Here is a 26,196-nt window from a genome sequence, read left to right on the forward strand (position 1 = left end):
CGCGGTATCAACGAGAGCCGCAGCGCCGCACGAATGCGGCATGGTGCTGCTTAGCGGCGCAGGCCGAGACGCTCGATGAGCTTGCGGTAGCGGTTGATCTCGACATCGGCGAGGTAGCCGAGGAGACGACGGCGCTGACCGACGAGGAGGAGCAGGCCACGACGCGAGTGGTGGTCGTGCTTGTGCTCCTTCAGGTGCTCGGTGAGGTCCTTGATTCGCTTCGTGAGGAGCGCGATCTGGACCTCGGGGGATCCAGTGTCACCGGGGTGGGTCGCGTACTCTTCGATGATCGCCTTCTTGACGTCTGCTTCGAGTGCCATAGATGGGATCCCCTTTCTCTTCGTTGCGCGCTGCCCGGGGCAGAATGCCTGGGCTCTCTTGATGCGCGGCCGTTTCACGGCAACCTGAAGAGTCTACCAGAGCGGATGCCTCGCGGCCGCCGGTGCTGCGAACGCCGCTCGACCGGGGCGCCGCGTACGATACGTTCGAGCACCCGCCGCGCACCAGGCCCACTCACGGTCGCCGCGACATCCGCCACCATCATCGCACCGGGCCATGCGCCGCGCCCGGGAGGGGAGAGCACCGACGTGCCAGAGTCACCGACCGAACCCGATCGGAACCGGGCAGAACCGCCGGAACTCCCGCCCATCCCGACCCCGGCCGAGCTCGGCCTGGTCGACCCCGTGGCCGCGCCGGTGCCGCCCGCCGAGGCCGCTCCGGCTCCGACTTCCACGCCGTACGGAGCCCCCCTCGCCCCGCCGCCCGCGGGCGCACCCGTGGCACCCTCGCCCTACGCGGCACGATCGTCGTACGGAGCACCGGCGGCAACCTCGCCCTACGGGCCGGCACCCACAGCACCGGCCCCCGGGCAGCCGTCCGCCGGATCGTCGGTGGCTGCCGCGCCGTACGGACAGCCCGACTCCCCCACTCCCCCCGGCGCAGCAGGCCCCGGGGCATCAGGCCCCGGCGCCGACGAGCCGCGCAACACCCTCGGGCTGGCCGCGCTCATCGTCGGCCTCGTCGCGATCGTGCTCGCGGCGATCCCCTTCGCGGCGTTCGTCGCGTGGCTGCCCGCGCTCGGCGCGGTGGGCCTCGGCGTCGCGGCTCTCGTCTCGAAGCGCTCGAAGCGCAGAGGTCAGGGCGTCGCCGGCCTCGTGCTCGGCATCGTCGCGTTCCTGCTGGCGCTCATCATGAGCGTCGTCTCGGCGATCTGGTGGGCCACCTCCTCGATCGAGGCGGCGGTCGAGGGCGCGGGCTTCGACGCGTCCGGCGAGCCCTACGACGAGGGCGCCGCCCAGGACATGCAGGTCGTGCCCGGCACGACCGAGGGATACCGTGCCGACCCGTTCCCGATCGGCGAGACGGTCGAGGTGACGAACCTCGGCGAGCCGTACCTGTCGATCACGATCGACGAGCCCGATTACGACGCCGATGCGATCATCGAGGCCGAGAACGAGTTCAACGAGGCCGCCCCCGAGGGCTCCTCGTACGTGCTCGTTCCGGTCACCGTCGTCTACCACGATGACGCGAGCGCCCCCGGCGCCGCCGCATCGCCGTGGAGCGACGTGGTCGTCTCGTTCGAGACGTCCGACGGGCTGCTGGTCGACGAGGACTTCTCGGTGATCCCCCAGCCGTTCTTCGACCTCCCCGACCTGCAGCCGGGCGAGACGGGAACGGGCAACATGGCGTTCGTCGTACCCGATGACGCCGTCGATGACGGAACCTGGCTCGTCAACGTCGGCTGGCAGGCCGAGTTCCACTACGCCGCGAAGTAGGCCGAGCACGCCCTACGCGAGCGCGTGCTGGCTCCGCACGATCTCGGCGATGCGGTACTGATCCCACTTCTGCTTCGTCACGAAGAAGTCGTGCGAGAACCATCCGTCGCCCTTGGCCCAATGCAGTTCGACGTGGAAGTGCGGCAGGAGCCGCGCATCGAACCGCTGGCGGCTGCCCGTGCGCAGCCGGTCGGCGAGCACGACGAGGTCCATGCGCGTGCGCATGACGACCACTCGCCCGACGTTGCGCCGGATCACAGCCCACTCCTCGTCGGCTCGCGGGATCGCGGGCGTGTGCATGAGCACGAGCAGGCGGATCCGCTCGCCGTCGGCCGCCGCGGTGAGGGCGACGTTGCCGCCGTGGCTGTGCGCGTACACCGAGTCGAACTCGGTGAAGCCCTGCCGGGTGCGCCACACCGACAGGTCGCGCGCGCCGGCGTCGCGGTCGGCCTCCGAGAATCCGCCCGTCCAGATGAAGTACCCGGGCGCGTCGAACAGGTTCGCCGAGACCTCATCGCGGATGTGGTCGTGCAGCAGGGCTCCCGGCCGATACCACGGGTCGGTTCCGACCATGCCCCACGTGCCGTGCACGGTGACGCTGACCGGTTCGCCGTCGCCCGCACCGGCCGCAGCCGTGCCGGAGCCCTCGCCGGTCGCCTGCTCGATTCCGAGCGTCGCGTTCGCGATCGCACGCACGAGCGGGTCCTCGGAGTCGGTCGCCTCGAGGAGCGCTCCGGTCGCCGTCGCGAGCACGCTCTCCGAGAGGCGATGGAGCGCCGCGGCCGCGGCGACCCGTTCGAGCGGGTGCTCGCTGCGGAGGCACACGTTGAGCAGCACCGACAACGGGAGCACCGACTGCATTCTCTCGATGTCCTCCCACGCGATCTGCTTCGCCTCGACGGGCGGCGCCTCGGCACTGTCCGCGGTCCACAGCCCCGGCACCCGTGAGGCCAGGGCGGACTCGGTCAACCGGTCGAGGGCGAGCTCGTCGCTGAACGGCTCGGGCGACGGCGCGACCGGAACCATCGGAACCTCGAGCAGGGCCGCGTCGTCCTGCAGGTCGGAGACGTCGGCATCGCTGGCGAATGCGGCCATGCACATGAGCTGCGCCGCCCGCGAGGCGATCGCGCCGCGCCCCTCGGACTCGAACGCCGCGAAGCCGCGAACCGGCTCGGCCGACGAGTCGTCGATCGTCGCATCCGTCATCGTTCTCCCCTGATCGCACGGAACAGGGCCGATGCCGGACCCTGAACCGGAGCCTAGTGACGTCGCGACCCCACTGCCAGACTGACCGCATGGCGTTCACGACCAAGCGCATCTACGACCAGCCCGAGGCATCCGACGGCTGCCGCGTGCTCGTCGACCGGCTCTGGCCGCGCGGGGTGAGCAAGGTGCGCGCCGAGCTCGACGAGTGGGCGAAGGATGTCGCGCCGTCACCCGAGCTGCGCACCGAATGGCATCAGTCGGCCGACCGTGAGGCGACCTTCGACGGGTTCGCCGCGCGGTACCGGCACGAGCTCGACGAGAATCCGGCCGCCGAGGCGCTGCTCGCCCTCGGCCGCGCGCACGAACGCGTCACGCTGCTCTACGGTGCGCGCGACGAGCACGCCAACCACGCTCTCGTGCTGCTCGACTGGCTGGCCGGGCACGGGGCATCCGTCGAACCGCCGGTCGGGTAGCGCAGCCTCTCGAGACCCGCCCTCTTGCAGGTCTCGATACGGCGCCGGCGTGCCTACTCGACCGGCGACTCGGGCCGGCGCGCCTCCTCGACCGGCGAGGAGAGCGCGACGCGCGACTCCGCGAGCGTGAGGCCCGGCGCGGGCTGCTTCCAAAGCTGTCGCGTGACGACGAGCACCAGCACTGTCGCGGCGAGTAGGATCCAGCCCGGCCAGCCGAGCACGCTCCCCCAGATGCCGGCGCCGTCGGCGAGCGAGTCGGCGTCGGCGAAGATCAGGAACTGGGTCGTCGCCGTGTTGATCGCCCCGTGCGCGATGACGGCGGGCCAGACCGAGGCCGAGCGCAGGCGCATCCATCCGATGACGACGCCGGTGAGCACGCAGAAGGCGACCATGGCGAGCACGCCGAGCAGGTCGGTGCGCTGGTAGTTGTAGCCGAGCAGGATCAGCGGCGCATGCCAGAGGCCCCAGATCACGCCCGAGGCGAGCAGCGCCCACACCGTGCCGAGCGGTCGCAGCGCCGGCAGCAGCCAGCCGCGCCATCCGATCTCCTCACCGAACGCGGCGACGCTGTTGAGCGCGGTGAGGAACGGCAGCGACACGAGGGTCATCACCACGACGACGGATGCATCGATGGGCACCGCCTCGGCACCCGCGGCCTCGTTCAGTCCGTCGATCACGGCCTGCACGCCACTGAGTCCCACCAGGTCGACGCGGATGATGCCCATCGCGTGCCCGAGCAGCATCGCGAGGAACGGCAACGCCGTGAAGAACGCGAACGCGAGCCCGATGAACAGCCAGGTGCGCCCCGCCGGGCGGATCGGCGAGAGGCCGAGCGAGCGCGGGATGCTCGCCGGCCGCCGCACCCACAGCACGACCACCAGCGTCGCGAGGGCCGGGGTGAACATCATGGCGAGCGCGAGCAGTCCGAAGAGCGGATGCGCGAGCCCCTCGCCCGTGGTCCAGAGCGGCAGCGCGACGAGCCACGCCCCGACGAACGCGATGACGACAAACACGCCGACGGCGAGCCACGGCACGCGCGTCGGGATGATCGGGGCCGCTGCGGCGTTCTTGGCGCGCTGGCGGTCGGCGGCCGCGAGCCTGCGCGACGCCGGCGACAGGTCGGGCGCGGGCGGAGGCGCGGCGTTCACGTGGGCTGCGGCTGGAAGGGTCATGACTCCATGACAGCGGCTCGCGGCATCCGTTCGCATCAGCCGCGGGGCGGAGATGACCCCGTCGCGCGACGGAGACTGCGCCACGCCACAAGCCGACGGAGCGCCGCCCGGCTACGGCGCGAGCAGGAAGATCGGCGGCCAGCCCGTGTGCGCGTAGACGATGACGGCGAACACGACGGCGTCGAAGAGCATGTGCACCGTGAACACGTAGCCGAGCGACTTCGTGAGCTTGAACGTGTAGCCCTGGATCAGCGCGAACGGGATCGTGAGCAGCGGCCCCCACGACTGGTAGCCGAGCTCCCACAGGAACGACACGAACACGATCGACTGCAGCAGGTTCGCCTGCCACGACGGGAAGTGCCGGCGCAGCAGCACGAACACGGTGCAGATGAAGAACAGCTCGTCCCAGGTGCCGACCGCGATGACGCCGACGAGCAGGCGCCCGATCTCGTCGGGCTCGGTCACGGTCGGCCAGTTGCGGTAGACGCCCGAGGTGATGAAGTAGAACGGCAGGATCAGCCAGCCGGCGAGGGTCACGAAGATGAGGTAGAGCCACTGCGTGCGGTTCCAGCGCCGCCCGGTGCGCCAGGGGAAGCGGATCGTGCGCTCGCGGTACAGGAACCGCGAGATCAGGAACGGCACGAGCACCGCGAGGCCCAGCACGACGGCGAAGCGCACCATGCCGGCGTCGCTGAGGTCGGCCTTCATCGACGCCGTCGAGATGATCACCTGGCCGACGGCGATGAGCGCGAGGTCGGCGAGCAGGCGCTCGGTGCGCCCCGAGCGGTCGCAGAGCCACGCGACCACGAGTCCGACGGCGAGCATCGCGTATCCCGCGATCGGCAGCAGGAACCCGAACAGCAGCACCGCGGCGCCGCACACGAGCAGCGCCGGCACGAGGGCGATCGGATGCGTCCGCAGCGCGGCGACGTCGGCGGTGTCGGCGACGGTGGTGCGCGGCATCCGTCGGCCCTACTCGTCGTCGGCGAGCGCGCCGCGGCGCACGGCCTCGACCCATCGCGTGAGGAAGACCGCGCCGGCCTCGTCGTGGATCAGGTCGCCCGCCGTCAGCACGGGGTAGCCGGTGGCGGGGATGCCGTCGGCCGGGCGCACGTCGACGTGGCGCACGGACTCACCCCGCTCGTGCAGCCAGTCGGCCATGGCGTAGTCGCCGCGCGAGTCGCCGACGGTGCGCCAGTGCTGCGGGCGGATGCCGCGCTCCTCGAGGAGTGCGACGGCCCGCTCGGCGCCGAGGTCCTTGCCGAGGCGCACCGATTCGATGTCGGTGGAGATGATCGTGGGGTCGATGCGCCACTGCACGCGCCCCGCGGCATCCGGTCGCTCACGCCCCTCGCGCACCGTGCCGAACCCGCGTGCCGCGAGCGCGTCGTGGGCATGGTCGTCGAAGCCCGGCTGCGCCGCGAGGTAGGCATCGGATGCCACGTGCACGTGCTGCTCGACCGACACCATGGCCCGCTTCGTCTCGTCGAAGAACCCGAACTCGTCGAAGTGGTCGCCGACGTAGTCGCGCATCGCGTCGGAGAACTCGGTCGGCATCGCGAGGTCGAGGTCGACGAAGACCTCGCCGAGGCCGTTTCGGTCGATCGCCGCCCAGACCGCGCCCTTCTCGCAGATCGCCCAGATCGGGGCGCCCGGCTCGATGCCCGCCGCGAGCATCGGCGGCACGACCTGCTCGGCGATGAACGCGTCGGAGCGGCCCGTGTTGAAGATCACGGGGATGCCGGCGTTCGCGAGCGCGGCGAGGTCGCGAGCGATCGACGGGATGGCGATCGAGCGCGTCACCGGGCTGGCGATCGGCCCGTCGACGTCGAGCAGGAGTCCGAGCAGCGGGGTCGGGTGCGGGGTCGAGGTCGAGGTCGAGGTCACCTGTCCAGCCTATGCGGCCGTCGCACCGCACGCCCCGCGGCCGGACGCTGAGCGCCCGACCCTTTCGCGACCCGCGCGCCGTTTCGCCGAGATGTCGCAGGCAGGTGCGAGCATCGACGCATGCCGACGATCGTTCCGCCCTACCTGCTCGACCGCATCGCCGAGACCGCCGGCGCGCGGTACCCGCTCGCCGCCGAGGCCGCCCGCAGGGCGCTGCTGCGCGAACCTCCGGCGCACCTCGGGCCGCTGGTCGCGCCCGACCTGCCCGACCTGCCGAGCGCCCTGCCCGATGCGCCGTCGCAGCCAGACCGACGCATCTCCGACGCCGAGGGGCGCGAGGTGCTGCCCGGGCGCCTCGTGCGCCGCGAGGGCGAGCGTGCGACGGGCGACGAAGCCGTCGACGACGCCTACGACGGCCTCGGCGACACCCATCGCATGTTCGACCGCGTGTTCTCGCGCGACTCGATCGATGCCCAGGGCATGCCCCTCGAGGCCACCGTGCACTTCGGCGAGGCGTACGACAACGCCTTCTGGGACGGCGAGCGCATGGTGTTCGGCGACGGCGACGGCGAGATCTTCCGTGGCTTCACCGACTCGCTGAGCGTCATCGGGCACGAGCTCGCGCACGGCGTCACCGAGCACACCGCGAAGCTGCGCTACCAGGGGCAGTCGGGCGCGCTGAACGAGCACGTCTCCGATGCCTTCGGGGCACTCGTCGAGCAGTACGCCCTCGGGCAGGACGCCGAGGCCGCGACCTGGCTCATCGGCGAGGGCATCTTCACCGAGGCGGTGCAGGGTCGCGCGCTGCGCTCTATGCTCGAACCCGGCACGGCCTACGACGACGACGTGCTCGGCCGCGACCCGCAGCCGGCGCACATGCGCGACTACATCGAGACGGCCGAAGACAACGGCGGCGTGCACCTGAACTCGGGCATCCCCAATCGCGCGTTCGCGCTCGCCGCACGGCAGCTGGGCGGGTTCGCCTGGGAGCACGTCGGCCGCATCTGGTACGACACCCTGACGTCGGGTCGGCTCACGCAAGACGCGACGTTCGAGCAGTTCGCCGACGAGACGCTCCGGCAGGCCGGGCTCCGCTTCGGCGAGGAGTCCCGCGAGGCCGACGCGGTGCGCGAGGGCTGGCAGCAGGTGGGGGTGCTGGCAGCGACCGCACAGGGGTAGCCTTCGACGCATGGACGTCTTCGTGGCCCGCAGCGGTGGCCTTGCCGGCATCCGCCTGACGTGGCATGTGCGGGTCGACGATCAGCCCGATGCCGACGACTGGTTCGTGCTCATCGAGGAGATCCCGTGGGACGACGTGCCTCCGGCTCCGGCCGAACCCGATCGATTCACCTGGGACATCCGGTGCGAGCCCGCCGACGAGCAGCCGCCCGCGGCGAGCACCACCACGCAGAAGGCGGCCGAGGTCACCCTCGCCGAGCGTCAGCTCACGGGGCCGTGGCGCCAACTGGTCGACCGGGTTCGCGAGACGACGGAGCCGAAGCGCGAAGCGCCGCGAGCACCCCGATCGAGATGAGCAGCTGCGCCGCGAGGTAGGTGGCCATGACCGTGACGTCGTGCAGCGCGAACTCGTATCCGGGCAGGAACCTGCCGAGGCCGAGCACCGAGTCCGACGCGACGAAGAGCGCGCCGCCGACCGCCATGATGCGGCCGTGACTCGCGGCGAACGTCGCCATGAGGCCGAGCACGAGTCCGTACAGCGCGACCGGCACGAGCAGCCCACCGGTGTGCGGGCCGAGCAGCGCGACGAAGCCGACGAACCAGGCCGCGTAGACGAGCGTCCACAGCGGAGGCCGGCGCCTGCCTCCGGGCGACCGGCGGCCCGGCATCCGCAGGAACACGGTGATGTAGGCGACGTGGGCGAGCAGGAACGCCCCGAGCCCGACGACGAACATGCCCGGGAACGACAACGCCACGTCGCCGGCCCACGAGAGCCCGATCGCGAGCAGCAGCAGCCATGGCACCCTGAGCGCCGACCGGCGGGCGGCGAGCACGACGCCCAACGCGAGCAGCGGCATGAGCAGCGCCTTGGTCGCCGTGACCGACCAGTCCGGCCCGGTCTCGAGGAGCAGGAGGTGAACGGCGCACAGCACGAGGTAGGGAGTGAACGTCATCGGCACCCGGCGATCGTAGCCGCGCGGATGCCGCACGCCGACCGTTCGGTTCGAGAGCGACACCCGTTCGGCTCCGCGAGGGCTCGCGATCAGCGCTTTCGCACAAACGCCGCGGAGATCCGCCCCGTCCGGCGCGCGCACGACGAAGGCCGTCGGCGAGCGCCGACGGCCTTCGGGTGGTGCGGGTGGTGCGGTGTCGCTCGGCTCAGCTCACGCCGAGCAGGTCGATCACGAAGATCAGGGTCTGGCCCGAGAGGCGGTGTCCGCCGCCGGCGGGACCGTAGGCCTTGTGCGGCGGCACGACGAGCTTGCGGCGACCGCCGACCTTCATGCCGGGGATGCCCTCCTGCCAGCCGGCGATGAGCGCCTGCAGGGGGAAGTTGACCGACTGGTTGCGGCTCCATGAGGAGTCGAACTCGTCGCCGGTGTCGTACTCGACCCCGAGGTAGTGCACGTCGACCGTGGAGCCGGGGGTGGCCTCGGCGCCGTCGCCGATGACGATGTCCTCGATGACGAGGTCTGCGGGGGCCGGGCCCTCGGGCGCGTCGATCTCGGGCTTGCTGTTCGTGTCAGTCATGCATCCATCCAATCGGAGGCGACGAGTCCGGACAAGCGTCCACCCCCCTCTTGCGCTGACTGCGAACATGTCGCACTCTGGATGCCTGAGAACTCGTCGCCCCGCAGAGTCGTCGGCATTGCCACACCGCAGGGCGGCGAGTTTCTCTATGTCCGGCTCTGCTGACGGGGCGCCGGCGGCATCCGCGTCACGACCCCATGAGCCGCGATCTGATCAGGAACCGCACGCCCTCCGGCGCCTCGACCGAGAACCCGCTGCCGCGCCCCTTCACGACGTCGACCGTGAGGTAGGTGTGCCGCCAGTAGGCGAACTGCTCGGTCGACATCCAGAACGGCACCACGCGCGGCTCGCCCGAGCCGCCGGCATCCACCGCCCCGAGGTCGAGCTCGCCGAGCAGCACATCGGCGTCGCTCGTGATGAAGTCGCCGGCCGGGTAGCACATGGGCGAACTGCCGTCGCAGCATCCGCCCGACTGGTGGAACATGAGCGGGCCGTACCTGCCCCACAGCATCACGAGCAGGTCGGATGCCGCGGGCGAGAGTTCGACCCGCGGCATCCGCTCCCCCGCCACCGTGATCGAGGCGACGATCCTGCCAAGGGGCTTGAGCCCCGGCGTCTCAGCACTCATCACGGCACCCGGATCAGAAGAACCCGAGCGGGTTCTCGTTGTAGCTGACGAGGAGGTTCTTCGTCTGCTGGTAGTGGTCGAGCGCGGCCTTGTTGTTCTCGCGGCCGATGCCCGACGACTTGTAGCCGCCGAACGCCGCGCCGGCGGGGTACGCGTGGTAGTTGTTCACCCAGACGCGACCGGCCTGGATGTCGCGGCCGGCCCGGTACGCCTCGTTGCCGTTGCGGCTCCAGACACCCGCGCCGAGCCCGTAGAGCGTGTCGTTCGCGATCTCGATGGCGTCGGCGTAGTCGGTGAAGCTCGTCACGGCGACGACCGGGCCGAAGATCTCCTCCTGGAACAGCCGCATGCGGTTCTGGCCCTCGAAGATCGTGGGCTGCACGTAGTAGCCCTCGCTGAGGTCGCCGCCGAGATGGGCCCGCTCGCCGCCGAGCAGCAGCTTCGCGCCCTCCTGCTTGCCGATGTCGATGTAGCTGAGGATCTTCTCGAGCTGGTCGTTCGACGCCTGCGCGCCGACCTGCGTCTCGGTGTCGAGCGGGTTGCCCTGCTTGGCGAGCTTCGTGCGCTCGATCGCGTCGTCGAGGAACGAGTCGTAGATCGACTTCTGGATGAGCGATCGGCTCGGGCAGGTGCACACCTCGCCCTGGTTGAACGCGAACAGGCTGAAGCCCTCGAGGGCCTTGTCGTAGAAGGTGTCGCGCTTGTCGGCGACGGACTCGAACACGATGTTCGGGCTCTTGCCGCCGAGCTCCACGGTCGAGGGGATGATGTTGTTCGACGCGTACTGCAGGATGAGGCGGCCGGTCGTGGTCTCGCCCGTGAACGCGATCTTGCGGATGCGGTTCGACGAGGCGAGCGGCTTGCCGGCCTCGACGCCGAAGCCGTTCACGACGTTGACGACGCCCGGCGGCAGGATGTCGGCGATGAGCTCCATGAGCACGAGGATCGAGGTCGGCGTCTGCTCGGCGGGCTTCAGCACGACGGCGTTGCCCGCGGCGAGCGCCGGCGCGAGTTTCCACACGGCCATGAGCAGCGGGAAGTTCCACGGGATGATCTGCCCGACCACGCCGAGCGGCTCGTGGAAGTGGTAAGCCACGGTGTCCTCGTCGAGCTGCGTGAAGCTGCCCTCCTGGGCACGGATCAGGCTCGCGAAGTACCGGAAGTGGTCGCTCGCGAGCGGAAGGTCGGCGTTCAGCGGCTCGCGGATCGACTTGCCGTTGTCCCACGTCTCGGCGACGGCGAGCAGCTCGAGGTTCGCGTCGATGCGGTCGGCGATCGCGTTCAGCACCTCTGCGCGCTTCGTGGTGCTCGTTCGGCCCCAGGCCGGCGCGGCCTTGTGCGCGGCGTCGAGCGCGGCGTCGATGTCGGCTGCCGTGCCGCGGGCGACCTCGGTGAACGGGCGTCCGTTCACGGGCGAGATGTTCTCGAAGTAGGCGCCCTCCTTGGGCTTGACCCACTCGCCGCCGATGAAGTGCTCGTATCGCGGCTTGAATTCGATCAAAGCGCCGGCAGTGCCCGGCGCGGCGTACACGGTCATCGTGTCTCCTCGTGACGTCGTTGTCGTGCCCGGCGTGGTCGTTCGTGCCGAGTGCGCGTCACGCTACGCGCGCGCCCGTTGCGACCGGGTTGCCCGAGGGTTGCAGGTGCGTTGCAACTCCCGTCGTCGGGCGAGCGGATGCCGCGGGCTCAGCTTTGGGCGGCTTCGAGGCGCTCGAGGTGCGCCACGACCGACGCCCGGCGCGGCGAGCGCGGGGGCAGCACGCCGAGGAGTGCCCGCCAGACGGCGGCGTCCTGACGGTTCTCGTCGCGGTCGGCGTAGGTGGCGAGGACGTCGGCCGCGGCATCCGACAGCATGGATTCGCGGAGCCGCCCCGCGAGCTCATCGCGGATCTCGACGATGCCGGGCGCCGTCGAGGATGGCAGCACGGGTCCCGCGTACCGTTCGGCCGCGCGCCGCAGCGACCCGCGCGCGAGCAGGTCGGCGACCGCGATGGCGTCGAGGTCGACCTCGCGGGCGAGGCGATAGGGGCGCGACTCGAGCGGCGGTTCGCCGGCCGCCTCGAGCACGCGGCGGAGGCGCACGAGTTCGGCGCGCACGGTCACGGGCGACACGTCACGGTCGGACAGCAGCGTTGCGAGCCGTTCGGCGCCGAGTCCGCGCGGATGCCACGCGAGCAGGGTGAGGATCTCGGCGTGACGCGGGCTGAGCTCGACCGCGCCGAGGCGAGGGCGGCGCTGACCGAGCACGGAGAGGGCCGTGCGAGCCGGCTGCGGCGCGACCGCACGCGGGCGCGGCCGGCGGATCGTGGCCCGCGCACTCGACTCGAGGCGGGCGATGCGCAGCTCGGCCTCGACGGCGGCGACCGTCGCCGAGACGAGCGAGAGCGTGTGGGGCGCGACCGCGAGGTCGGTGCCGGTGATGTCGATGACGCCGAGCAGTTCGCCCGTCGCGGGGTCGTGCACGGGCGCCGCAGTGCAGCTCCAGGGGTGCACCATACGGTTGTAGTGCTCGGCGCCGCGGATCTGCACGGCGCGGTCGAGCGCGAGCGCCGTGCCGGGCGCGCTCGTGCCGACGCTCGCCTCCGACCAGTCGGCGCCCGCGACAAAGAGCATGTCCTCGGCACGGCGACGCAGGCCGGCGTCGCCCTCGACCCAGAGCAGCCGGCCGTGGGCGTCGCCGATCGCGACGACCAGCCCAGACTCGTCGGCGCCCTCGATGAGCAGGCGACGGATGACGGGCATCACCGGTGCGAGCGCGTGCGCGGAACGGTAGTCGCTGAACGCGCCCTCATCGAGGTCGATGCGCGGCAACGCCCGGTCGGGATCGATGGCACCGCGGATGGCTCGCTCCCACGACTCCCGCACGACGGGCCGCAGCACGGGCGACACGGAGCCGGCCGCGATCGCGTCGTCCTGCAGGTGCAGCAGCCGATCGCGCAGCAACGAACTCTGCGGGTACTGCGGCACGGGCATGCCGACTCCGATCGCCGTCAATCAGGATGCGGCAATCCTACGTCGCCATGCCGCCGAACGGCAGGCCCCGGCGAGCACCCTCGCCTCGTCCGGCGTTCAGTACCGCTGACCTGCGATCGCCCGTCGATCGGCGGCGACGAGGTCGAGCAGCTCGCGCTCGTCGGCGATGCGTCGGGCGTCGGCCCGACCGGTGACGATGGCCTGTCGGGTGAACGCCAGGCGCGTGGAATCGGCGATGAAGCGCTCGACCTGCTCGGTGCGCGGCGGAACCTGCGCGCGAGCCCACGCCAGTGCGGCGCTGCGCCCCGCGGGCGAGGCGAGTCCCTCGACCTCGTCGGGGTTGAACCAGCCCGCGGCCGCGTAGTCGAGCAGCCGGTCGCGGGTGATGCGACGCTCCTGGCGGCGCAGCACCACGGTGACGACGATCGCCGCGACGAAGATCGGCACCTGCACGAGCAGGTAGAGCGCCACGGCGTCGGAGGCGAACGTGAGCGAGCCGTTCCAGAGCGCGTGCAACGCGATCGCGCAGGCGAGGCCGCCGAGGAACCACAGCAGGATGCCGGGGCCGCGCGTGCGCCGCGCGCCGAGGCCGATCGCGAGGCCGGTGCACGCGGTGAACAGCACATGCGCGAAGGGCGAGAACAGGCCGCGCACGACGAAGGTCGCCCCGAGTGCGGCTCCCCCGCCCTCGATGAGCGCCGAGCCGAAGTAGAGGATGTTCTCGGTGAACGCGAACCCGGCCGCGACGGTCGCGGCGTAGACGAGCCCGTCGACCGGCCCGTCGAAGTGGCTGCGCGAGAAGGTGAAGAGCAGCAGCACGCCGAGGCCCTTCGCGACCTCCTCGACGAGGGGCGCCTGCACGACCGCCTGCATCGCCTCGTCGGGGCCCGTCGAGAGCGCGAACGCCATGGCCAGCTGCACGCCCGAGTCGACGATGAGCGCGATCGCGACCGAGACGGCCGCGCCCCAGAGGAACGCGAACCACAGGGCCCAGCGCGGCTCGGGCTCCCAGCGGTCGATCCAGCGCACGGCGAGCAGCACGATCGTGAGCGGTACCAGTGCGAGCAGGCTGCCGATCACGAGCGTGGAGATGCCGAGCGCGGTCGCGAAGTAGGCGATCACGAGCACGCCGACGAGCACGGCGACGGTGATGCCGATCGGCGCGAACAGCCCGGCGCCGCGACGCGGCGGCGGGGCCGACGACGGCAGGAACGTCTGGGGCGACGGCCCCGGGTTCAGCACGGGTCCTGGCTGCGACGAGCCGGGCACTGGCTGGGTCATCGGCGCTCCTCGGGGGTCGTGGGCGTCATCTCGGTCTCCTCGAACATCACGCCGGGATTCAGGATGCCGGTCGGGTCGAACAGCGCCTTGATGCCGCGCTGCAGGTCGTACTGGTCTTCGCCCAGTTCGTCGGCGAGCCAGCGCCGCTTCAGCACGCCGACGCCGTGCTCGCCCGTGAGCGTGCCGCCGAGCGCCACCGCCTCGCGGAACATCGCGTCGGCCGCGGCCCACACGTGCTCGGGCACCTCGCCGGGGTCGCCGTCGAACACGAAGTTCGGGTGCAGGTTTCCGTCGCCGGCGTGCGCCAGGGTCGGGATCTCGAGACCGTGCTCGGCGCCGATGCGCTCGATCGCCCGGAACATCTCGGGCAGGCGCGAGCGCGGCACCGCCACGTCTTCGATGAGCACCCGCCCACGCGCAGCGAGCGCGCCGTGCCACGCACGACGGATCGCGACGAGCCGCTCGCCCGACGCGGCATCCGTCGACCGGCTCACGCGACCGCCGGCCTCGGCGAAGGTCGTGGCGATCGAGTCGGCCTCGGCGCCGGCGCCGGCCTGGTCGGTCTGGGCCAGCAGGAATGCCTCGCCCGGAGCGAGGGTCGCGAGCGGGGTTCCGGCGAGGGCGTCGGCACCGAGGTGGTCGGCCACGCGCGCGATGCCGGCGGAATCCATGAGCTCGAGCATCGCGGGCCGCACGCGCGAGGCCGTGACGGCGGCGGATGCCGCGGCCGCCGCCTCGACGTCGGGGAACGCCGCCGCGATCGTGACGACCTCGCCGCCAGGAAGCGGCCTCAGGCGCACCGTGGCCTCGACGATGATGCCGAGCGTGCCCTCGGAGCCGGTGAGCAGTGCCGTGAGGTCGTAGCCGGTGACTCCCTTGACCGTGCGATGGCCGGTGCGCAGCAGCCGCCCGTCGGCGAGCACCACGGCGAGCGCGAGCACCGACTCGCGCGTGACGCCGTACTTCGCGCAGAGCAGTCCGCCGGCGTTCGTCGCGATGTTGCCGCCGATCGACGAGATCGCGCGGCTCGCGGGGTCTGGCGCATACCAGAGGCCGAGGGGCGCGACGGTGTCGGCGAGGTCGCCGTTCAGCACGCCGGCCTCGACGACCGCGAACTCGTCGGCCTCCGAGACCTCGAGGATGCGGTTCAGGCCCGAGAGGTCGAGCACGAGGCATCCCGCACTCGCGATCGCGCCGCCCGCGAGGCCGGTGCCCGCGCCGCGCACGACCACCGGCGTCGACGTCGAGTGCGCGATGCGCATGACGGCCTGCACGTCGTCGACGGATGCCGCGTGCACGACGGCGAGCGCCCGGCTCGCGCCGCGCCAGCCCGAACGGTCTTCGCGCACGGCATCGAGGTCGGCGGGCGCCGTCGAGACCCGGGCGCCGAGGGCGTCGGTGAGCGCGGAGAGGACGTCGAGCGGCATGCGGCCCAGCCTATTGGCACCCGCTGATGTCCGATTCCCGCCGATCGATGTCGGTCGGGCGTGCGAGGGTTGGGGCATGCCCAGTTCCACCGTCGCCCCGCGGCCGCTCAGCCACACGTCGGTCGCCGACCCCGAGTTCTCCGAGCGCTACCGCGCCATGCAGGCCCGCGACGCCCGGTTCGACGGGCAGTTCATCACCGGCGTGCACTCCACCGGCATCTACTGCCGTCCGAGCTGCCCCGCGGTCGCGCCGAAGCCCACGAACGTGACCTTCTACCTCACCGCGGCCGCGGCGCACGAGGCGGGCCTCCGCGCGTGCAAGCGCTGCCTGCCCGACGCCGTGCCTGGCTCCCCCGAGTGGAATCTGCGCGACGACCTCGCGGCGCGCGCCATGCGACTCATCGCCGACGGCGTCGTCGAGCGCGACGGGGTTCCCGGGCTCGCCGCACGCCTCGGCTACACGCCCCGCCACCTCACGCGCGTGCTCACCGCCGAACTCGGCGCTGGCCCGCTCGCCCTCGCCCGCGCGCACCGGGCGCAGACCGCGCGGGCGCTGCTCACCTCGACCTCGCTGCCGGTGGCCGATGTCGCGTTCGCGTCGGGGTTCGGCAGCATCCGCCAGTTCAACGACACGATCCGCGAGGTCTACGAGCGCAGTCCCCTCGAGGTGCGGGCGGCGGCGCGCGTGCACGAGCGAGCTGCTGGGGGCGGCGATCGGCCGGCATCCTCTGGCTCCGTCGACCTCACCAGACCCGGCCCGAACGGCATCGTCGTCGTTGCGGGCGCCGAGCCTGCTGCGGGCGCCGACCCGGGCGCGGGCGTCGTGCGCCTGCGTCTGCCCGCCCGCCCGCCGTTCGACGCGGCCGGCGTGTTCGGTTGGCTCGCGGCGCGCACGGTCACGGGCGTCGAGGCGTCGACCCTGACGGCTGACGGTGCGCCGAGGTTCCGGCGCACCCTGCGACTGCCCGGCGGGCCCGCGCTCGTCGCGTTCGCCCCGGGCGGCGACGCCGGCTCGCCCAGCATCGAGATCGAGGCCCGCCTCACGGGCCTCGCCGACCTTCCGCCGCTCGTGGCGAGGGTGCGGCGCCTCTTCGACCTCGACGCCGATGCCCTCGCGATCGACGGCGCCCTCGCGGCGGAGCCCGCGTTCGCGGCCTCGGTCGCCGCCGTGCCCGGCATCCGCGTGCCCGGATGCCTCGACCCGCACGAGCTGGTGTTCCGGGCGCTCATCGGGCAGCAGATCTCGGTCGCCGCGGCGCGCACCGCCCTCGGTCGACTCGCCACCGAACTCGGCGAGCGCGTCGCGGGCGACGAGGCGTTGGGCTTGCTGTTCCCCGACGCGGCGGCAATCGCCGAACACGGCGCCGACGTGCTGCGCGGGCCGGCGGCACGCATCCGCACCATCGTCGACGTCGCGGCCCGTCTCGCGTCGGGCGACCTCGTCGTCTCGTCCGATCGCGAGCGACACGACCTCGAGGCTCGCCTGCTCGAGATCCCCGGCATCGGCCCGTGGACCGCAGGCTACGTCGCCATGCGCGTCACGGGTGCACCCGATGTGCTGCTCACCGGCGACCTCGCGCTCCGCAATGGCGCCGCGAACCTCGGACTCCCCCGCGAACCGCGCGAACTCGCCGCCTACGGCGCCCGCTGGGCGCCCTGGCGCAGCTATGCATCGATGCACCTGTGGCGCTCCGCCTGAAAGATCGGATGTCTACGGTCGGCCGCGCTACGATGCACGCATGGCGGTCACCGATGAAGCAATCCTGAAGATCAAGGAGATGATCCTCGCCGGCGAGCTCGCGCCCGGAGATCGCCTCCCACCCGAGAAGGAGCTCAGCGACCGGCTCGGACTCTCCCGCTCGTCGCTCCGCGAGGCCGTCAAGGCACTCGAGGTCATCCGCGTGCTCGACGTGCGCCGTGGCGACGGCACGTACGTCACGAGCCTCGAGCCGCGCCTGCTCCTCGAGGCGATGTCCTTCGTCGTCGACCTGCACGACGACCAGTCGGTGCTCGAGATCTTCGCGGTTCGCCGCATCCTCGAGCCCGCCGCAGCGTCGCTCGCCGCCCGAAATGCCGACGCCGAGACCATCGAACGCCTGCGCGGGGTGGTCACGAGCGTCGACGAGGCGACCGATGTCGAGGGCCTCGTGACGCACGACCTCGAGTTCCACCGCGGCATCGCCGAAGCGACCGGCAACGCCTACCTGGCGAGCCTCATCGACTCGCTCTCGGGGCACACCGTGCGCGCGCGAGTCTGGCGCGGCATCACCGAAGAGAACGCGGTCGACCGCACCCTGCACGAGCACCACGCGATCCTCGACGCGATCGGGGCGGGCGACGCCGACCTCGCGCAGGCGCTCACCGTCGTGCACGTCAGCGGCGTCGAGCAGTGGCTGCGTTCGGCCCTCTGACCCGGGGCCGACGCGGCGCGACGGCAACGGCCGAAGGGGCGCCGACTCGCGTCGACGCCCCTTCGCTCACCTGCCGGTCTACTCGTACAGGACGGCCTGGATCTCGTCGTCGTCGATGTTCGTCGAGTCGTACCAGTAGAAGCCCGTGTCGATGGTCTTCGGAAGGTCCTTGCCGTCGATCGCCTCGACGGCGGCCTTGACGGTCTCGTAGCCGATGCCGACGGGGTTCTGCGTGATCGCGCCGACCATGAGGCCATCGCGGATCGCGTCCATCTGGGCCTTGCCGGAGTCGAAGCCGACGACCGCGAGGGTCGCGGGGTCGATGCCGAGCTCCTTCACGGCCTGGACGACACCGATCGCCGATCCCTCGTTCGAGCCGTAGATGCCGGCGAGGTCGGGGTTCGCGGCGATGATCGCCTTGGCGAGGTCGGCCGACTTGGCCTGGTCGCCGCCGCCGTACTGGATGTCGACGATCTCGATGTCGGGCTCGTTGTCCTCCATGTACTGCACGAAACCGTCGCGGCGCTCCTGGCCCGTGACCGACGTCTGGTCGTGCACGACCAGGGCGACCTTGCCCTTGTGGTCGACGGCCTCGGCCATGTGCTTCGCGGCCTCGGCTGCAGCGGCGAGGTTGTCGGTCGCGGCCGTGGTCAGCGGGATGTCGCTGTCGACGCCGGAGTCGAACGCGATCACGGGGATGTTCGAGTCCTTCGCCTGCTGCAGCAGCGGGCCGGCGGCCTGGCTGTCGAGCGCGGCGAATCCGATGGCGGCCGGGCTCTTGTCGAGGGCGGTCTGCAGCATCTGGATCTGCTGGTCGACGTCGGCTTCGGTGTCGGGACCCTCGAACGTGATCTCCACGTCGAACTCGTCTGCCGCCTGCTCGGCGCCGGCCTTGACGGCCTGCCAGAACTGGTGCTGGAACCCCTTCGAGACGAGGGCGACGTAGGGCTTGTCGCCGCTGCCGCCGTCTGATCCGGATCCGCTGTCGCCCCCGTCGCTCGCGCATCCTGCGAGCACGAGTGCCGTGATGGCCGCGCCGACGACGGCGCCGACCATGCGCTTCTTGAACATGTTCACTCCTTTGTGTCTGTGTTTCGGGTGTTGCAGGTCTCCGGGTGCCCGGAGTGGTTGGTGGTGCGGGTGGGACGCGCGGACTCAGGCCCGCCGACGCCGCAGCATGTCGAGGTACACGGCGACGAGGATCACGATGCCGACGGCGACCGACTGCCACTCCTGCGGCACCGAGATGATGCGCAGGCCGTTGGTCAGCACGGCCATGATGAGCGCGCCGATGACGGTGCCGACGATCGACCCCTTGCCGCCCTGCAGCGAGGTGCCGCCGATGACGACCGCGGCGATCGCCTCGAGCTCGAGGCCCATGCCGCCGGTCGGCTGCGCCGACGAGAGTCGCGAGGCGCTCAGCACGCCGGCGAGCCCGACGAACAGGCCGGCGAGGGTGTAGATGATGATCTTCCACCGGCGCACGTTGACCCCCGAGAGCGCCGTCGCCGCCTCGTTGGAGCCGATCGAGAAGGTGTAGCGGCCGAGGATCGTCTTGGAGAGCAGCACCGCGGCGACCACGATCATCACGATGAAGATCGCCACTCCCATCGGGAATCGGATTCCGGGGATGATCGACAGGTTCATGATCGACTGGAAGTCGGGCGTCTCCGAGAAGTAGATCGGCTTCGTGCCCGAGATCACGAGCGAGAGCCCGGCGCAGATGAGCATCATGCCGAGCGTCGCGATGAAGGGCGGGATGCCGAGCACCGAGACGTTCACGCCGTTCACGAGCCCGATGAGCCCGCCGAACAGGATCGTCGCGAGCACGCCCGCCCAGAGCGGCCAGCCGAGGTAGGTGAGGAACACGCCCGCCATCACGCCCGAGAGCACCATCCCGGTGCCGATCGAGAGGTCGATGCCGCCCGTGATGATGACGAACGTCGTTCCGAGCGCGAGGATGCCGGTCACGGTCGCCGCAGTGAGGATCGACACCAGGTTGTTCGTCGTGAAGAAGTGCGGGCTCGCGAGCGAGAAGACGAGCACGATGAGGATGAGGCTGGCGAACGCGAGCACCTGCTGCAGCGACCCGCGCAGGCGCGCGAATCGGGGGGCGCCCTTGTCGATCGACGCGAACGCGGTGGTGGAGGGGGACCGATCCGACTTCGGCGGCGTCACGGTGGGGCTGGTCATGCGATCGTTCCTTCGCTCGAGAATCGGGTTGCGTAGTCCATGAGGTTCTCCTGCGTGGCATCCGCATTGTCGAGGATCGCCGTGAGGCGCCCTTGGGCCATGACGGCGATGCGGTCGGAGAGGCGGAGCACCTCGGGCAGTTCGGAGGAGATCATGATGATGGCCTTGCCCTGCTCGGCGAGGCCCTTGAGCAGTGCGTAGATCTCCTCCTTCGCGCCCACGTCGATGCCACGGGTCGGCTCGTCGAAGATGAGCACGTCGCAGTCCTTCGCGAGCCACTTGGCGATGACGACCTTCTGCTGGTTGCCGCCGGAGAGGTTCTGCACGAGCTGCGCGCTCGAGGGCGTCTTGATGCGGAGCTTGTCGATGTATTCGCGGCCGGTGGCCTCGATGCGGGCGTCGCTCACGAACCCGAGGGCCGAGGTGTAGTCGCGCAGTGCCGAGAGCACGATGTTCTCCCGCACGCTGCGCTCGAGGAGCACGCCGAGGTGCTTGCGGTCCTCGGAGAGGTAGCCGATGCCGTGCTTGGACGCCTCGGCGGGATTGCCGATCGAGACCGGCCGGCCGTGCACCCGGATCTCGCCGGAGTCGCGCGCGTCGGCGCCCACGATCGCACGGGCGACCTCGGTGCGGCCGGCGCCCATGAGCCCGGCGAAGCCGAGGATCTCGCCGGCGTGCACCTCGAAGCTCACGTCGCGCAGGAGCGACCGTGTCGAGAGGCCCGCGACGGCGAGCACCGGGGCCCCGTCGTGGGCACGTACCGAGGGCCGCTGCTCGCCGGAGATCTCACGGCCGACCATGAGCGAGATGACCTCGCGCTGGTCGGTCTCGGTCGTCACGCGGCTGCCGACGTTGCGACCGTCGCGGAGCACCGTGATGCGATCGGAGATGCGGTTGAGCTCCTCCAGGCGGTGCGAGATGTAGATGACCCCGGTATCGGGACGCCGGAAGCGTCCGATGAGTTCGAAGAGCACGTCGACCTCGGCGTCGTTCAGCGCCGCGGTCGGCTCGTCCATGATGAGCACCTTCGCCTCGAACGAGAGGGCCTTGGCGATCTCGACCATCTGCTGCTTGGCGACCGTGAGGTTCTCGACCCGCTCGCTCGGGTCGAGCGCGAGCCCGAGCCCTTCGAAGAGCTTGCGCGCGCGGCGGTTGAGGCTGCGCTCGTCGAGGAAGAACCCGGCGGCGCGCTGCTCGCGCCCGATGAAGATGTTCTGCGCGACCGTGAGGTCGGGCATGAGATTGAACTCCTGGTGGATGATCGAGATGCCGAGCTCCTGCGCGTGCTTCGGCCCTTCGATCGCGATCTCCTCGCCGTCCAGGCGGAAGGTGCCGGCGTCGGGCGTGTAGATGCCCGCGAGCAGCTTCATGAGGGTGGACTTGCCTGCGCCGTTCTCGCCGACGAGGGCGAGCACTTCGCCGTGGTGCAGCTCGAGGCTCACGTCGTCGAGCGCCTGCACGCCGGGGAATCCCTTGCTCACTCCGCGCAGGTCGAGCAGGGGCACGGATGTCTCGGCCGCGGTCATACCGGCACCTCGCCGATACGCACGCCGCGCCAGGTGTACTCCTCGATGGACGCGCGATGCATCTCGGTGCCGGCCCCGGGGGCCTCGGGCACGAGGTAGCGCCCGCGCTCGACGACGACCGGAGTGACGAAGTGCTCGTGCAGGTGGTCGACGAACTCGACCATGCGGCCCTCCATCGTGCCCGAGACGGCGACGAAGTCGAACATCGAGAGGTGCTGCACGGCCTCGCACAAGCCGACGCCGCCGGCGTGCGGGCAGACCGGCACGCCGAACTTCGCCGCGAGCAGCAGGTTGGCGATGTTCTCGTTCACCCCGCCGACGCGGGTCGCGTCGATCTGCATGACCGCCATGCCGCCGGCCTGCAGCAGCTGCTTGAAGACCACCCGGTTCGCCACATGCTCCCCCGTCGCCACCCGGATCGGTGCGATGCCGCGCGCGATGGCGGCGTGGCCCAGGATGTCGTCGGGGCTCGTCGGCTCCTCGATCCAGGCGACGTCGAACTCGGCGAGCGCGGTGACCCAGGCGATCGCGTCGGCGACGTCCCAGCGCTGGTTCGCGTCGATGGCGATGGGGAACTCCGGCCCCACGGCCGCCCGTGCGATCGCGAGGCGGCGTCGGTCGTCGTCGAGGTCGCTGCCGACCTTCAGCTTGATCTGCGGGAAGCCATCGGCGACGGCTTCACGGCAGAGCCGCTCGAGCTTCTCGTCGGAGTACCCGAGCCAGCCGGGACTCGTCGTGTAGGCGGGGTAGCCCACGGCGAGCAGCTCGGCCTCGCGAGCGGCGCGCCCCGGCTCTGCGGCTCGGAGGATCTCGAGCGCGTCGTCGCGGGTGAGCGCGTCGGAGAGGTAGCGGAAGTCGACCACGTCGACCAGCTCCTCGGGCGTCATGCGGGAGAGCAGCTGCCAGAGCGGCATGCCGGCGCGCTTGGCCTTGAGGTCCCAGAGCGCGTCGATGGCCGCGCCGATGGCCATGTGCATGACCCCCTTCTCGGGGCCGAGCCAGCGCAGCTGGGAGTCGTGGGCCAGCAGACGCCAGGTCGCGCCCATGTCGTCGAGGAGCGCCTCGGCGTCCTGTCCGATGAGGTGGCCCCTGAGCGCATCGAGCGCTGCGACCTGCACGTCGTTGCCCCGGCCGATGGTGAACACGAAGGCGTGCCCCTCGAGACCGTCGCCCGCATCGGTGCCGACGGTCAGATAGGCCGCGGAATAGTCGGGATCGGGGTTCATCGCGTCCGACCCGTCGAGGTGCAGGGAGGTCGGAAAGCGGATGTCCGTGGTGTCAACGCTGACGATCGTGCTCATGAGGTCCTTTCGTGGGCACCATGAGCATAAACATCGGATGTCTCTGCCGTCAAGGGTTTCAAATGTCGAAGATTCGCCCACAATACCCCGCAGCATCACCCAGAGTTCGGATGTTCGTCGGCTCGCTTCCCGCGGAGCTTCAGATCAGCGCGCTGTGCGCCAGATCGACATCGTGTCGTCTGCATCACAAGATCTTGTACATCTCGCACAGGTTCACCTGGATCCGGCCCGTTAGCCTAGACAGGTGAGATTTGCGCACCTCAGAGTCGAAGGCCAGACGACCCCCCGACTCGCGGTGGTGGAGGGCGAGTCCGCGATCTTCCTCGACGAGGTCATGAGGCGCGCCCCTCGCGACCTGCAGGACCTCATCGAACAGGGCCCTGAGGGCCTCGCCCGCGTGCGTGCCGCGGTCGGCGCCGCCGAGTCGACGAACCGCGCCGAGCCTGCCGCCGAGACCGGGGCGACGACCGGAGCCGACGCGGTCGCCGACGGTCCAGGCGCCCTGCCGCGGCATCCGGTCGCCGACCTGCGCCACTCCTCGGCCGTGCTCCGGCCCGCGCAGGTCATCGCCATCGGCGCGAACTACGCCGCCCACGCCTCGGAGCTGAAGCTGCGATCCGAGACGGCGATGACGATCTTCTCGCTCTGGCCGAACTCCCTGACCGCGCACGGCGCGACGACCACTTGGCCGGCCGACCTGACCGACCAGGTCGACTACGAGGCCGAACTCGGCGTCATCATCGGTCGCTCCGCGCGCGGCGTGCACGCGCGCGACGCCCTCGACTACGTCTGGGGCTACACCGTGGTCAACGACATCACGGCCCGCGACATCCAGTTCAGCGAGGCCCAGTGGTCGCGCTGCAAGTCGTTCGACGGCTTCACCCCGACCGGCCCCGTGGTCGTCACGGCCGACGAGATCCCCGACCCGCAGAACCTGTGGCTCACGACGAACCTCGACGGCAGCATCATGCAGGACGCCTCGACGGCCGAGATGGTGCGCAGCGTCGCCGAGATCATCTCGCTGCTCTCGCGCTCGGCGACCATTCCGCCCGGCACCCTCATCTCGACCGGCAGCCCGGGCGGCGCAGGCTACTCGCGCAAGCCGCCGGTCTTCCTGCGCGACGGCTCGACCGTCACGGTGAGCGTCGAGGGCATCGGGTCGCTCACGACGCACTGCCGCGTCATCTGACCACGGCCCCACGGCACGGCACGAGCACGAGCACGAGCCGCGGTCGTCGCGGCCGACGACGCCGACGACCCTTCGGGCCGCCGACGGCGCTCACTCGGCGGGCTCGCCCTGCAGCCTGATCACCGGGATCGCCTGGGTGATCGGGCCGATGCCCGACAGCTTCGACGGCACGAGCTGGGCCTCGACGGCCTCGCGCGTCATGAGGCCGGCCTCGACGACGAGATCGGCGACGGGTCGGCCGGTGACGAGGGCGAGCTTCGCCAGGGCGGATGCCTCGCCGTAGCCGATGAACGGGATGAGCGCCGTGATGACGCCGACGCTCGACGCGACCATGCCCGCGAGGCGCTCGGTGTTGGCCGTGATGCCGTCGACGCAGTTGACGCGAAGGGTCCAGCAGGCCTGGCGCATCCAGGTGATCGACTGCAGCAGGGAGTGCGCGATGACCGGTTCGAACGCGTTCAGCTGCAGCTGCCCGCTCTCGGCGGCCATCGTCACGGTGAGGTCCGCGCCGGCGATCGCGTAGGCGACCTGGCTCACGGCCTCGGGGATCACGGGGTTCACCTTGCCCGGCATGATCGACGAGCCGGCCTGCTTCGGCGGCAGGTTGATCTCGCCGAAACCGGCTTGCGGCCCCGATGAGAGCAGGCGCAGGTCGTTGCAGATCTTCGAGAGCTTGATCGCGCTGCGTTTCAACGCACTCGAGAAGGTCATGAACACGCCGGTGTCGCTCGTGGCCTCGATGAGGTCGGGCGCGGTGACGAGCTGGTGCCCGGTGATGGTCCCGAGGTGCGCGACGGCACGCGACGCGTAGCCGGGGTCGGCCGTGATGCCGGTTCCGATCGCGGTGGCGCCGAGGTTGACCTCGCCGAGCAGCTTGATCGTCTCGCGCAGCCGCTCGAGGTCTTCGCCGAGCGTGGTCGCGAACCCGTGGAACTCCTGGCCGAGCGTCATCGGCACGGCATCCTGCAACTGGGTGCGCCCGACCTTCAGCACCTCGTGGAACTCGCGCCCCTTCGCGCTGAACGAGCGGCGGAGCAGCTCGAGCTCGTCGAGCATGGTCGTGAGCGAGAACGTCATCGCGACCTTGAGGGCCGTGGGGTACGTGTCGTTGGTCGACTGACTGCGGTTCACGTCGTCGATCGGGTGCAGGATGTCGTAGCGACCCTTGGCGTACCCTGCGAGCTCGAGCGCCACGTTCGCGATGACCTCGTTCGCGTTCATGTTGGTCGACGTTCCGGCGCCGCCCTGGATCACGCCGACCACGAACTGCTCGTGGTACTCGCCGTCGATGATGCGCTGGCAGGCCGCGTCGATCCACGCGGCCTTCTGGTCGTTCAGCACGCCGACGTCGTGGTTGGCGCGCGCCGCGGCCTGCTTGACCGCGGCGAGCGCGATCACGAGCTCGGGGTAGACCGAGATCGGGCGCTTCGAGATCGGGAAGTTCTCGAGGGCGCGGAGCGTGTGCACGCCCCAGTAGGCCTCTGCGGGAACCTCGACCGTTCCGAGCGAGTCGGTCTCGGTGCGGGTTGCGGTTGGATTGTCTGACGACGTCGTCACGAACACCTCCGGGTCGGTTCGCAACCGAGCCTACCCGCCGGTTTCCGACGACATCCTGAGTGCGCGGAACGGCCCCGAGCAGATGCTCGGGGCCGTTTCCCGCCTGCAATGGATCGCCGGGGTCGGATCAGATGAAGGCGAACGGCAGCATCACGAGGCCGAAGACGAGCGCCCCGAGCGTCGCGATCACGGTGCCCGCGAGCATGACCCCGTTCAGTACGACGCCCCAGATGGCCATGGTGCGCGAGGCCGGCTCGCGCTTGAGCGCCATGATGCCGAGCACGAGGCCGACGACGGGCACGAAGAACGTGAAGCTCGCGAAGATCGAGACGATGCCGAGCACGAGGCTCGAGATGCTGAAGCCGTTCGATGCGGGGGCGACGACGGACCCACCGGCGGGAACGCCGACGGATGCGCCGACTGGGGCCTCGGCGAACGGGGCCGGGGCGGTGGTCGTGGCGGTGGTGGTCATGTGAACTCTCCTGTTC

The 26,196-nt window shown here is 70.8% G+C and carries 25 protein-coding genes; 7 read left to right on the forward strand and 18 right to left on the reverse strand.

Annotated features, from left to right (window positions below; translation table 11 throughout):
* Positions 1-50: 50 nt before the first annotated feature.
* Positions 51-320 (reverse strand): 30S ribosomal protein S15, encoded by a 270-nt coding sequence (gene rpsO / locus ASE68_RS12615; protein WP_022893496.1) that lies wholly within the window; start codon positions 318-320, stop codon positions 51-53.
* Positions 321-890: 570 nt separating this feature from the next.
* On the opposite strand from rpsO, the gene ASE68_RS12620 reads away from it, so the two are divergent.
* A complete protein-coding gene (locus ASE68_RS12620) occupies positions 891-1,775 on the forward strand; it encodes a DUF4190 domain-containing protein (RefSeq protein WP_055859142.1) in 885 nt (294 codons plus the stop codon).
* A gap of 12 nt (positions 1,776-1,787) precedes the next feature.
* On the opposite strand, the gene ASE68_RS12625 is transcribed toward ASE68_RS12620, so the two are convergent.
* The gene (locus ASE68_RS12625) at positions 1,788-2,981 is read right to left on the reverse strand and encodes a hypothetical protein (RefSeq protein WP_055859145.1); all 1,194 of its coding nucleotides are present in this window, start codon (positions 2,979-2,981) and stop codon (positions 1,788-1,790) included.
* An 89-nt stretch (positions 2,982-3,070) separates the two neighbouring features.
* Between ASE68_RS12625 and ASE68_RS12630 the strand changes: the two genes are divergently transcribed.
* On the forward strand, positions 3,071-3,454 hold the full coding sequence (locus tag ASE68_RS12630; protein ID WP_055859148.1) for a DUF488 domain-containing protein: 384 nt from the start codon (positions 3,071-3,073) through the stop codon (positions 3,452-3,454).
* Positions 3,455-3,507: 53 nt separating this feature from the next.
* Here ASE68_RS12630 and ASE68_RS12635 read toward each other — a convergent pair whose 3' ends face one another.
* From ASE68_RS12635 to ASE68_RS12645, 3 genes are all read right to left on the reverse strand, one after another.
* Positions 3,508-4,626 (reverse strand): CPBP family intramembrane glutamic endopeptidase, encoded by a 1,119-nt coding sequence (locus ASE68_RS12635; RefSeq protein WP_082462222.1) that lies wholly within the window; start codon positions 4,624-4,626, stop codon positions 3,508-3,510.
* A gap of 111 nt (positions 4,627-4,737) precedes the next feature.
* Entirely contained in the window at positions 4,738-5,589 is an 852-nt protein-coding gene (locus tag ASE68_RS12640; protein WP_055859154.1) for a CPBP family intramembrane glutamic endopeptidase, read from the reverse strand.
* Between the two features lie 9 nt (positions 5,590-5,598).
* Positions 5,599-6,513: a hypothetical protein gene (locus ASE68_RS12645; RefSeq protein ID WP_055859157.1), complete on the reverse strand. Its 915-nt coding sequence runs from the start codon at positions 6,511-6,513 to the stop codon at positions 5,599-5,601.
* A gap of 120 nt (positions 6,514-6,633) precedes the next feature.
* On the opposite strand from ASE68_RS12645, the gene ASE68_RS12650 reads away from it, so the two are divergent.
* Positions 6,634-7,692, forward strand: a complete 1,059-nt coding sequence (locus ASE68_RS12650) for a M4 family metallopeptidase (protein ID WP_055859160.1) — start codon at positions 6,634-6,636, stop codon at positions 7,690-7,692.
* A 10-nt stretch (positions 7,693-7,702) separates the two neighbouring features.
* Positions 7,703-8,047 carry a protealysin inhibitor emfourin gene (locus ASE68_RS19895; protein WP_082462223.1) on the forward strand — a complete coding sequence of 115 codons (345 nt, stop codon included), beginning with the start codon at positions 7,703-7,705 and terminating at the stop codon, positions 8,045-8,047.
* On the opposite strand, the gene ASE68_RS12655 is transcribed toward ASE68_RS19895, so the two are convergent.
* The 7 genes from ASE68_RS12655 to ASE68_RS12685 form a co-directional block, all read right to left on the reverse strand.
* Positions 7,959-8,645: a lysoplasmalogenase gene (locus ASE68_RS12655; protein WP_157421638.1), complete on the reverse strand. Its 687-nt coding sequence runs from the start codon at positions 8,643-8,645 to the stop codon at positions 7,959-7,961. The two genes, ASE68_RS19895 and ASE68_RS12655, sit on opposite strands and share 89 nt — an antisense overlap.
* 205 nt (positions 8,646-8,850) lie before the next feature.
* Positions 8,851-9,222 carry an FKBP-type peptidyl-prolyl cis-trans isomerase gene (locus ASE68_RS12660; RefSeq protein WP_055859165.1) on the reverse strand — a complete coding sequence of 124 codons (372 nt, stop codon included), beginning with the start codon at positions 9,220-9,222 and terminating at the stop codon, positions 8,851-8,853.
* 187 nt (positions 9,223-9,409) lie between these two features.
* Complete coding sequence (locus ASE68_RS12665; protein ID WP_055859168.1) at positions 9,410-9,850, reverse strand: DUF779 domain-containing protein; 441 nt, start codon at positions 9,848-9,850, stop codon at positions 9,410-9,412.
* 13 nt (positions 9,851-9,863) lie between these two features.
* On the reverse strand, positions 9,864-11,387 hold the full coding sequence (locus ASE68_RS12670) for an aldehyde dehydrogenase family protein (RefSeq protein WP_055859171.1): 1,524 nt from the start codon (positions 11,385-11,387) through the stop codon (positions 9,864-9,866).
* Between the two features lie 149 nt (positions 11,388-11,536).
* A complete protein-coding gene (locus ASE68_RS12675; RefSeq protein WP_235480852.1) occupies positions 11,537-12,844 on the reverse strand; it encodes a GAF domain-containing protein in 1,308 nt (435 codons plus the stop codon).
* A 75-nt stretch (positions 12,845-12,919) separates the two neighbouring features.
* Positions 12,920-14,104 carry a PrsW family intramembrane metalloprotease gene (locus ASE68_RS12680; protein WP_082462224.1) on the reverse strand — a complete coding sequence of 395 codons (1,185 nt, stop codon included), beginning with the start codon at positions 14,102-14,104 and terminating at the stop codon, positions 12,920-12,922.
* Complete coding sequence (locus ASE68_RS12685) at positions 14,101-15,531, reverse strand: FAD-binding oxidoreductase (protein ID WP_055859175.1); 1,431 nt, start codon at positions 15,529-15,531, stop codon at positions 14,101-14,103. The genes ASE68_RS12680 and ASE68_RS12685 overlap by 4 nt, the downstream gene beginning before the upstream one ends.
* Positions 15,532-15,607: 76 nt before the next feature.
* Here ASE68_RS12685 and ASE68_RS12690 point away from each other — a divergent pair, with 76 nt between their 5' ends.
* Both ASE68_RS12690 and ASE68_RS12695 read left to right on the forward strand, forming a co-directional pair.
* A complete protein-coding gene (locus tag ASE68_RS12690) occupies positions 15,608-17,230 on the forward strand; it encodes an AlkA N-terminal domain-containing protein (RefSeq protein WP_055859179.1) in 1,623 nt (540 codons plus the stop codon).
* A 40-nt stretch (positions 17,231-17,270) separates the two neighbouring features.
* Complete coding sequence (locus tag ASE68_RS12695; RefSeq protein ID WP_055859182.1) at positions 17,271-17,942, forward strand: FadR/GntR family transcriptional regulator; 672 nt, start codon at positions 17,271-17,273, stop codon at positions 17,940-17,942.
* A 78-nt stretch (positions 17,943-18,020) separates the two neighbouring features.
* Here the strand turns inward: ASE68_RS12695 and ASE68_RS12700 are convergent, their stop codons facing one another.
* From ASE68_RS12700 to ASE68_RS12715, 4 genes are all read right to left on the reverse strand, one after another.
* Positions 18,021-19,013 carry an ABC transporter substrate-binding protein gene (locus tag ASE68_RS12700; protein ID WP_055859185.1) on the reverse strand — a complete coding sequence of 331 codons (993 nt, stop codon included), beginning with the start codon at positions 19,011-19,013 and terminating at the stop codon, positions 18,021-18,023.
* A gap of 84 nt (positions 19,014-19,097) precedes the next feature.
* On the reverse strand, positions 19,098-20,135 hold the full coding sequence (locus ASE68_RS12705) for an ABC transporter permease (protein WP_082462226.1): 1,038 nt from the start codon (positions 20,133-20,135) through the stop codon (positions 19,098-19,100).
* Positions 20,132-21,661, reverse strand: coding sequence for a sugar ABC transporter ATP-binding protein (locus ASE68_RS12710; RefSeq protein ID WP_055859189.1), 1,530 nt, complete (start codon positions 21,659-21,661; stop codon positions 20,132-20,134). Before ASE68_RS12710 ends, ASE68_RS12705 begins: the two co-directional genes overlap by 4 nt.
* Positions 21,658-22,962 carry an enolase C-terminal domain-like protein gene (locus ASE68_RS12715; RefSeq protein ID WP_055859192.1) on the reverse strand — a complete coding sequence of 435 codons (1,305 nt, stop codon included), beginning with the start codon at positions 22,960-22,962 and terminating at the stop codon, positions 21,658-21,660. Before ASE68_RS12715 ends, ASE68_RS12710 begins: the two co-directional genes overlap by 4 nt.
* A 244-nt stretch (positions 22,963-23,206) precedes the next feature.
* On the opposite strand from ASE68_RS12715, the gene ASE68_RS12720 reads away from it, so the two are divergent.
* Positions 23,207-24,151, forward strand: a complete 945-nt coding sequence (locus ASE68_RS12720; protein WP_055859195.1) for a fumarylacetoacetate hydrolase family protein — start codon at positions 23,207-23,209, stop codon at positions 24,149-24,151.
* Positions 24,152-24,241: 90 nt separating this feature from the next.
* Here ASE68_RS12720 and ASE68_RS12725 read toward each other — a convergent pair whose 3' ends face one another.
* The gene (locus ASE68_RS12725; protein WP_200921710.1) at positions 24,242-25,708 is read right to left on the reverse strand and encodes an aspartate ammonia-lyase; all 1,467 of its coding nucleotides are present in this window, start codon (positions 25,706-25,708) and stop codon (positions 24,242-24,244) included.
* Between the two features lie 127 nt (positions 25,709-25,835).
* Positions 25,836-26,180, reverse strand: a complete 345-nt coding sequence (locus ASE68_RS12730; protein ID WP_157421639.1) for a DUF4190 domain-containing protein — start codon at positions 26,178-26,180, stop codon at positions 25,836-25,838.
* Positions 26,181-26,196: the final 16 nt, after the last annotated feature.

Origin of the sequence: Agromyces sp. Leaf222, from assembly GCF_001421565.1 — a bacterium.
Classification (GTDB): domain Bacteria; phylum Actinomycetota; class Actinomycetes; order Actinomycetales; family Microbacteriaceae; genus Agromyces.

Coding starts and splice junctions, on each gene's coding strand:
- rpsO (WP_022893496.1), bottom strand. CDS start 320: ATGGCACTCGAAGCAGACGTCAAGAAGGCGATCATCGAAGAGTACGCG.
- ASE68_RS12625 (WP_055859145.1), bottom strand. CDS start 2,981: ATGACGGATGCGACGATCGACGACTCGTCGGCCGAGCCGGTTCGCGGC.
- ASE68_RS12630 (WP_055859148.1), top strand. CDS start 3,071: ATGGCGTTCACGACCAAGCGCATCTACGACCAGCCCGAGGCATCCGAC.
- ASE68_RS12635 (WP_082462222.1), bottom strand. CDS start 4,626: ATGACCCTTCCAGCCGCAGCCCACGTGAACGCCGCGCCTCCGCCCGCG.
- ASE68_RS12640 (WP_055859154.1), bottom strand. CDS start 5,589: ATGCCGCGCACCACCGTCGCCGACACCGCCGACGTCGCCGCGCTGCGG.
- ASE68_RS12650 (WP_055859160.1), top strand. CDS start 6,634: ATGCCGACGATCGTTCCGCCCTACCTGCTCGACCGCATCGCCGAGACC.
- ASE68_RS19895 (WP_082462223.1), top strand. CDS start 7,703: ATGGACGTCTTCGTGGCCCGCAGCGGTGGCCTTGCCGGCATCCGCCTG.
- ASE68_RS12655 (WP_157421638.1), bottom strand. CDS start 8,645: ATGACGTTCACTCCCTACCTCGTGCTGTGCGCCGTTCACCTCCTGCTC.
- ASE68_RS12660 (WP_055859165.1), bottom strand. CDS start 9,222: ATGACTGACACGAACAGCAAGCCCGAGATCGACGCGCCCGAGGGCCCG.
- ASE68_RS12665 (WP_055859168.1), bottom strand. CDS start 9,850: ATGAGTGCTGAGACGCCGGGGCTCAAGCCCCTTGGCAGGATCGTCGCC.
- ASE68_RS12670 (WP_055859171.1), bottom strand. CDS start 11,387: ATGACCGTGTACGCCGCGCCGGGCACTGCCGGCGCTTTGATCGAATTC.
- ASE68_RS12680 (WP_082462224.1), bottom strand. CDS start 14,104: ATGACCCAGCCAGTGCCCGGCTCGTCGCAGCCAGGACCCGTGCTGAAC.
- ASE68_RS12685 (WP_055859175.1), bottom strand. CDS start 15,531: ATGCCGCTCGACGTCCTCTCCGCGCTCACCGACGCCCTCGGCGCCCGG.
- ASE68_RS12690 (WP_055859179.1), top strand. CDS start 15,608: ATGCCCAGTTCCACCGTCGCCCCGCGGCCGCTCAGCCACACGTCGGTC.
- ASE68_RS12695 (WP_055859182.1), top strand. CDS start 17,271: ATGGCGGTCACCGATGAAGCAATCCTGAAGATCAAGGAGATGATCCTC.
- ASE68_RS12700 (WP_055859185.1), bottom strand. CDS start 19,013: ATGTTCAAGAAGCGCATGGTCGGCGCCGTCGTCGGCGCGGCCATCACG.
- ASE68_RS12705 (WP_082462226.1), bottom strand. CDS start 20,135: ATGACCAGCCCCACCGTGACGCCGCCGAAGTCGGATCGGTCCCCCTCC.
- ASE68_RS12710 (WP_055859189.1), bottom strand. CDS start 21,661: ATGACCGCGGCCGAGACATCCGTGCCCCTGCTCGACCTGCGCGGAGTG.
- ASE68_RS12715 (WP_055859192.1), bottom strand. CDS start 22,962: ATGAGCACGATCGTCAGCGTTGACACCACGGACATCCGCTTTCCGACC.
- ASE68_RS12730 (WP_157421639.1), bottom strand. CDS start 26,180: ATGACCACCACCGCCACGACCACCGCCCCGGCCCCGTTCGCCGAGGCC.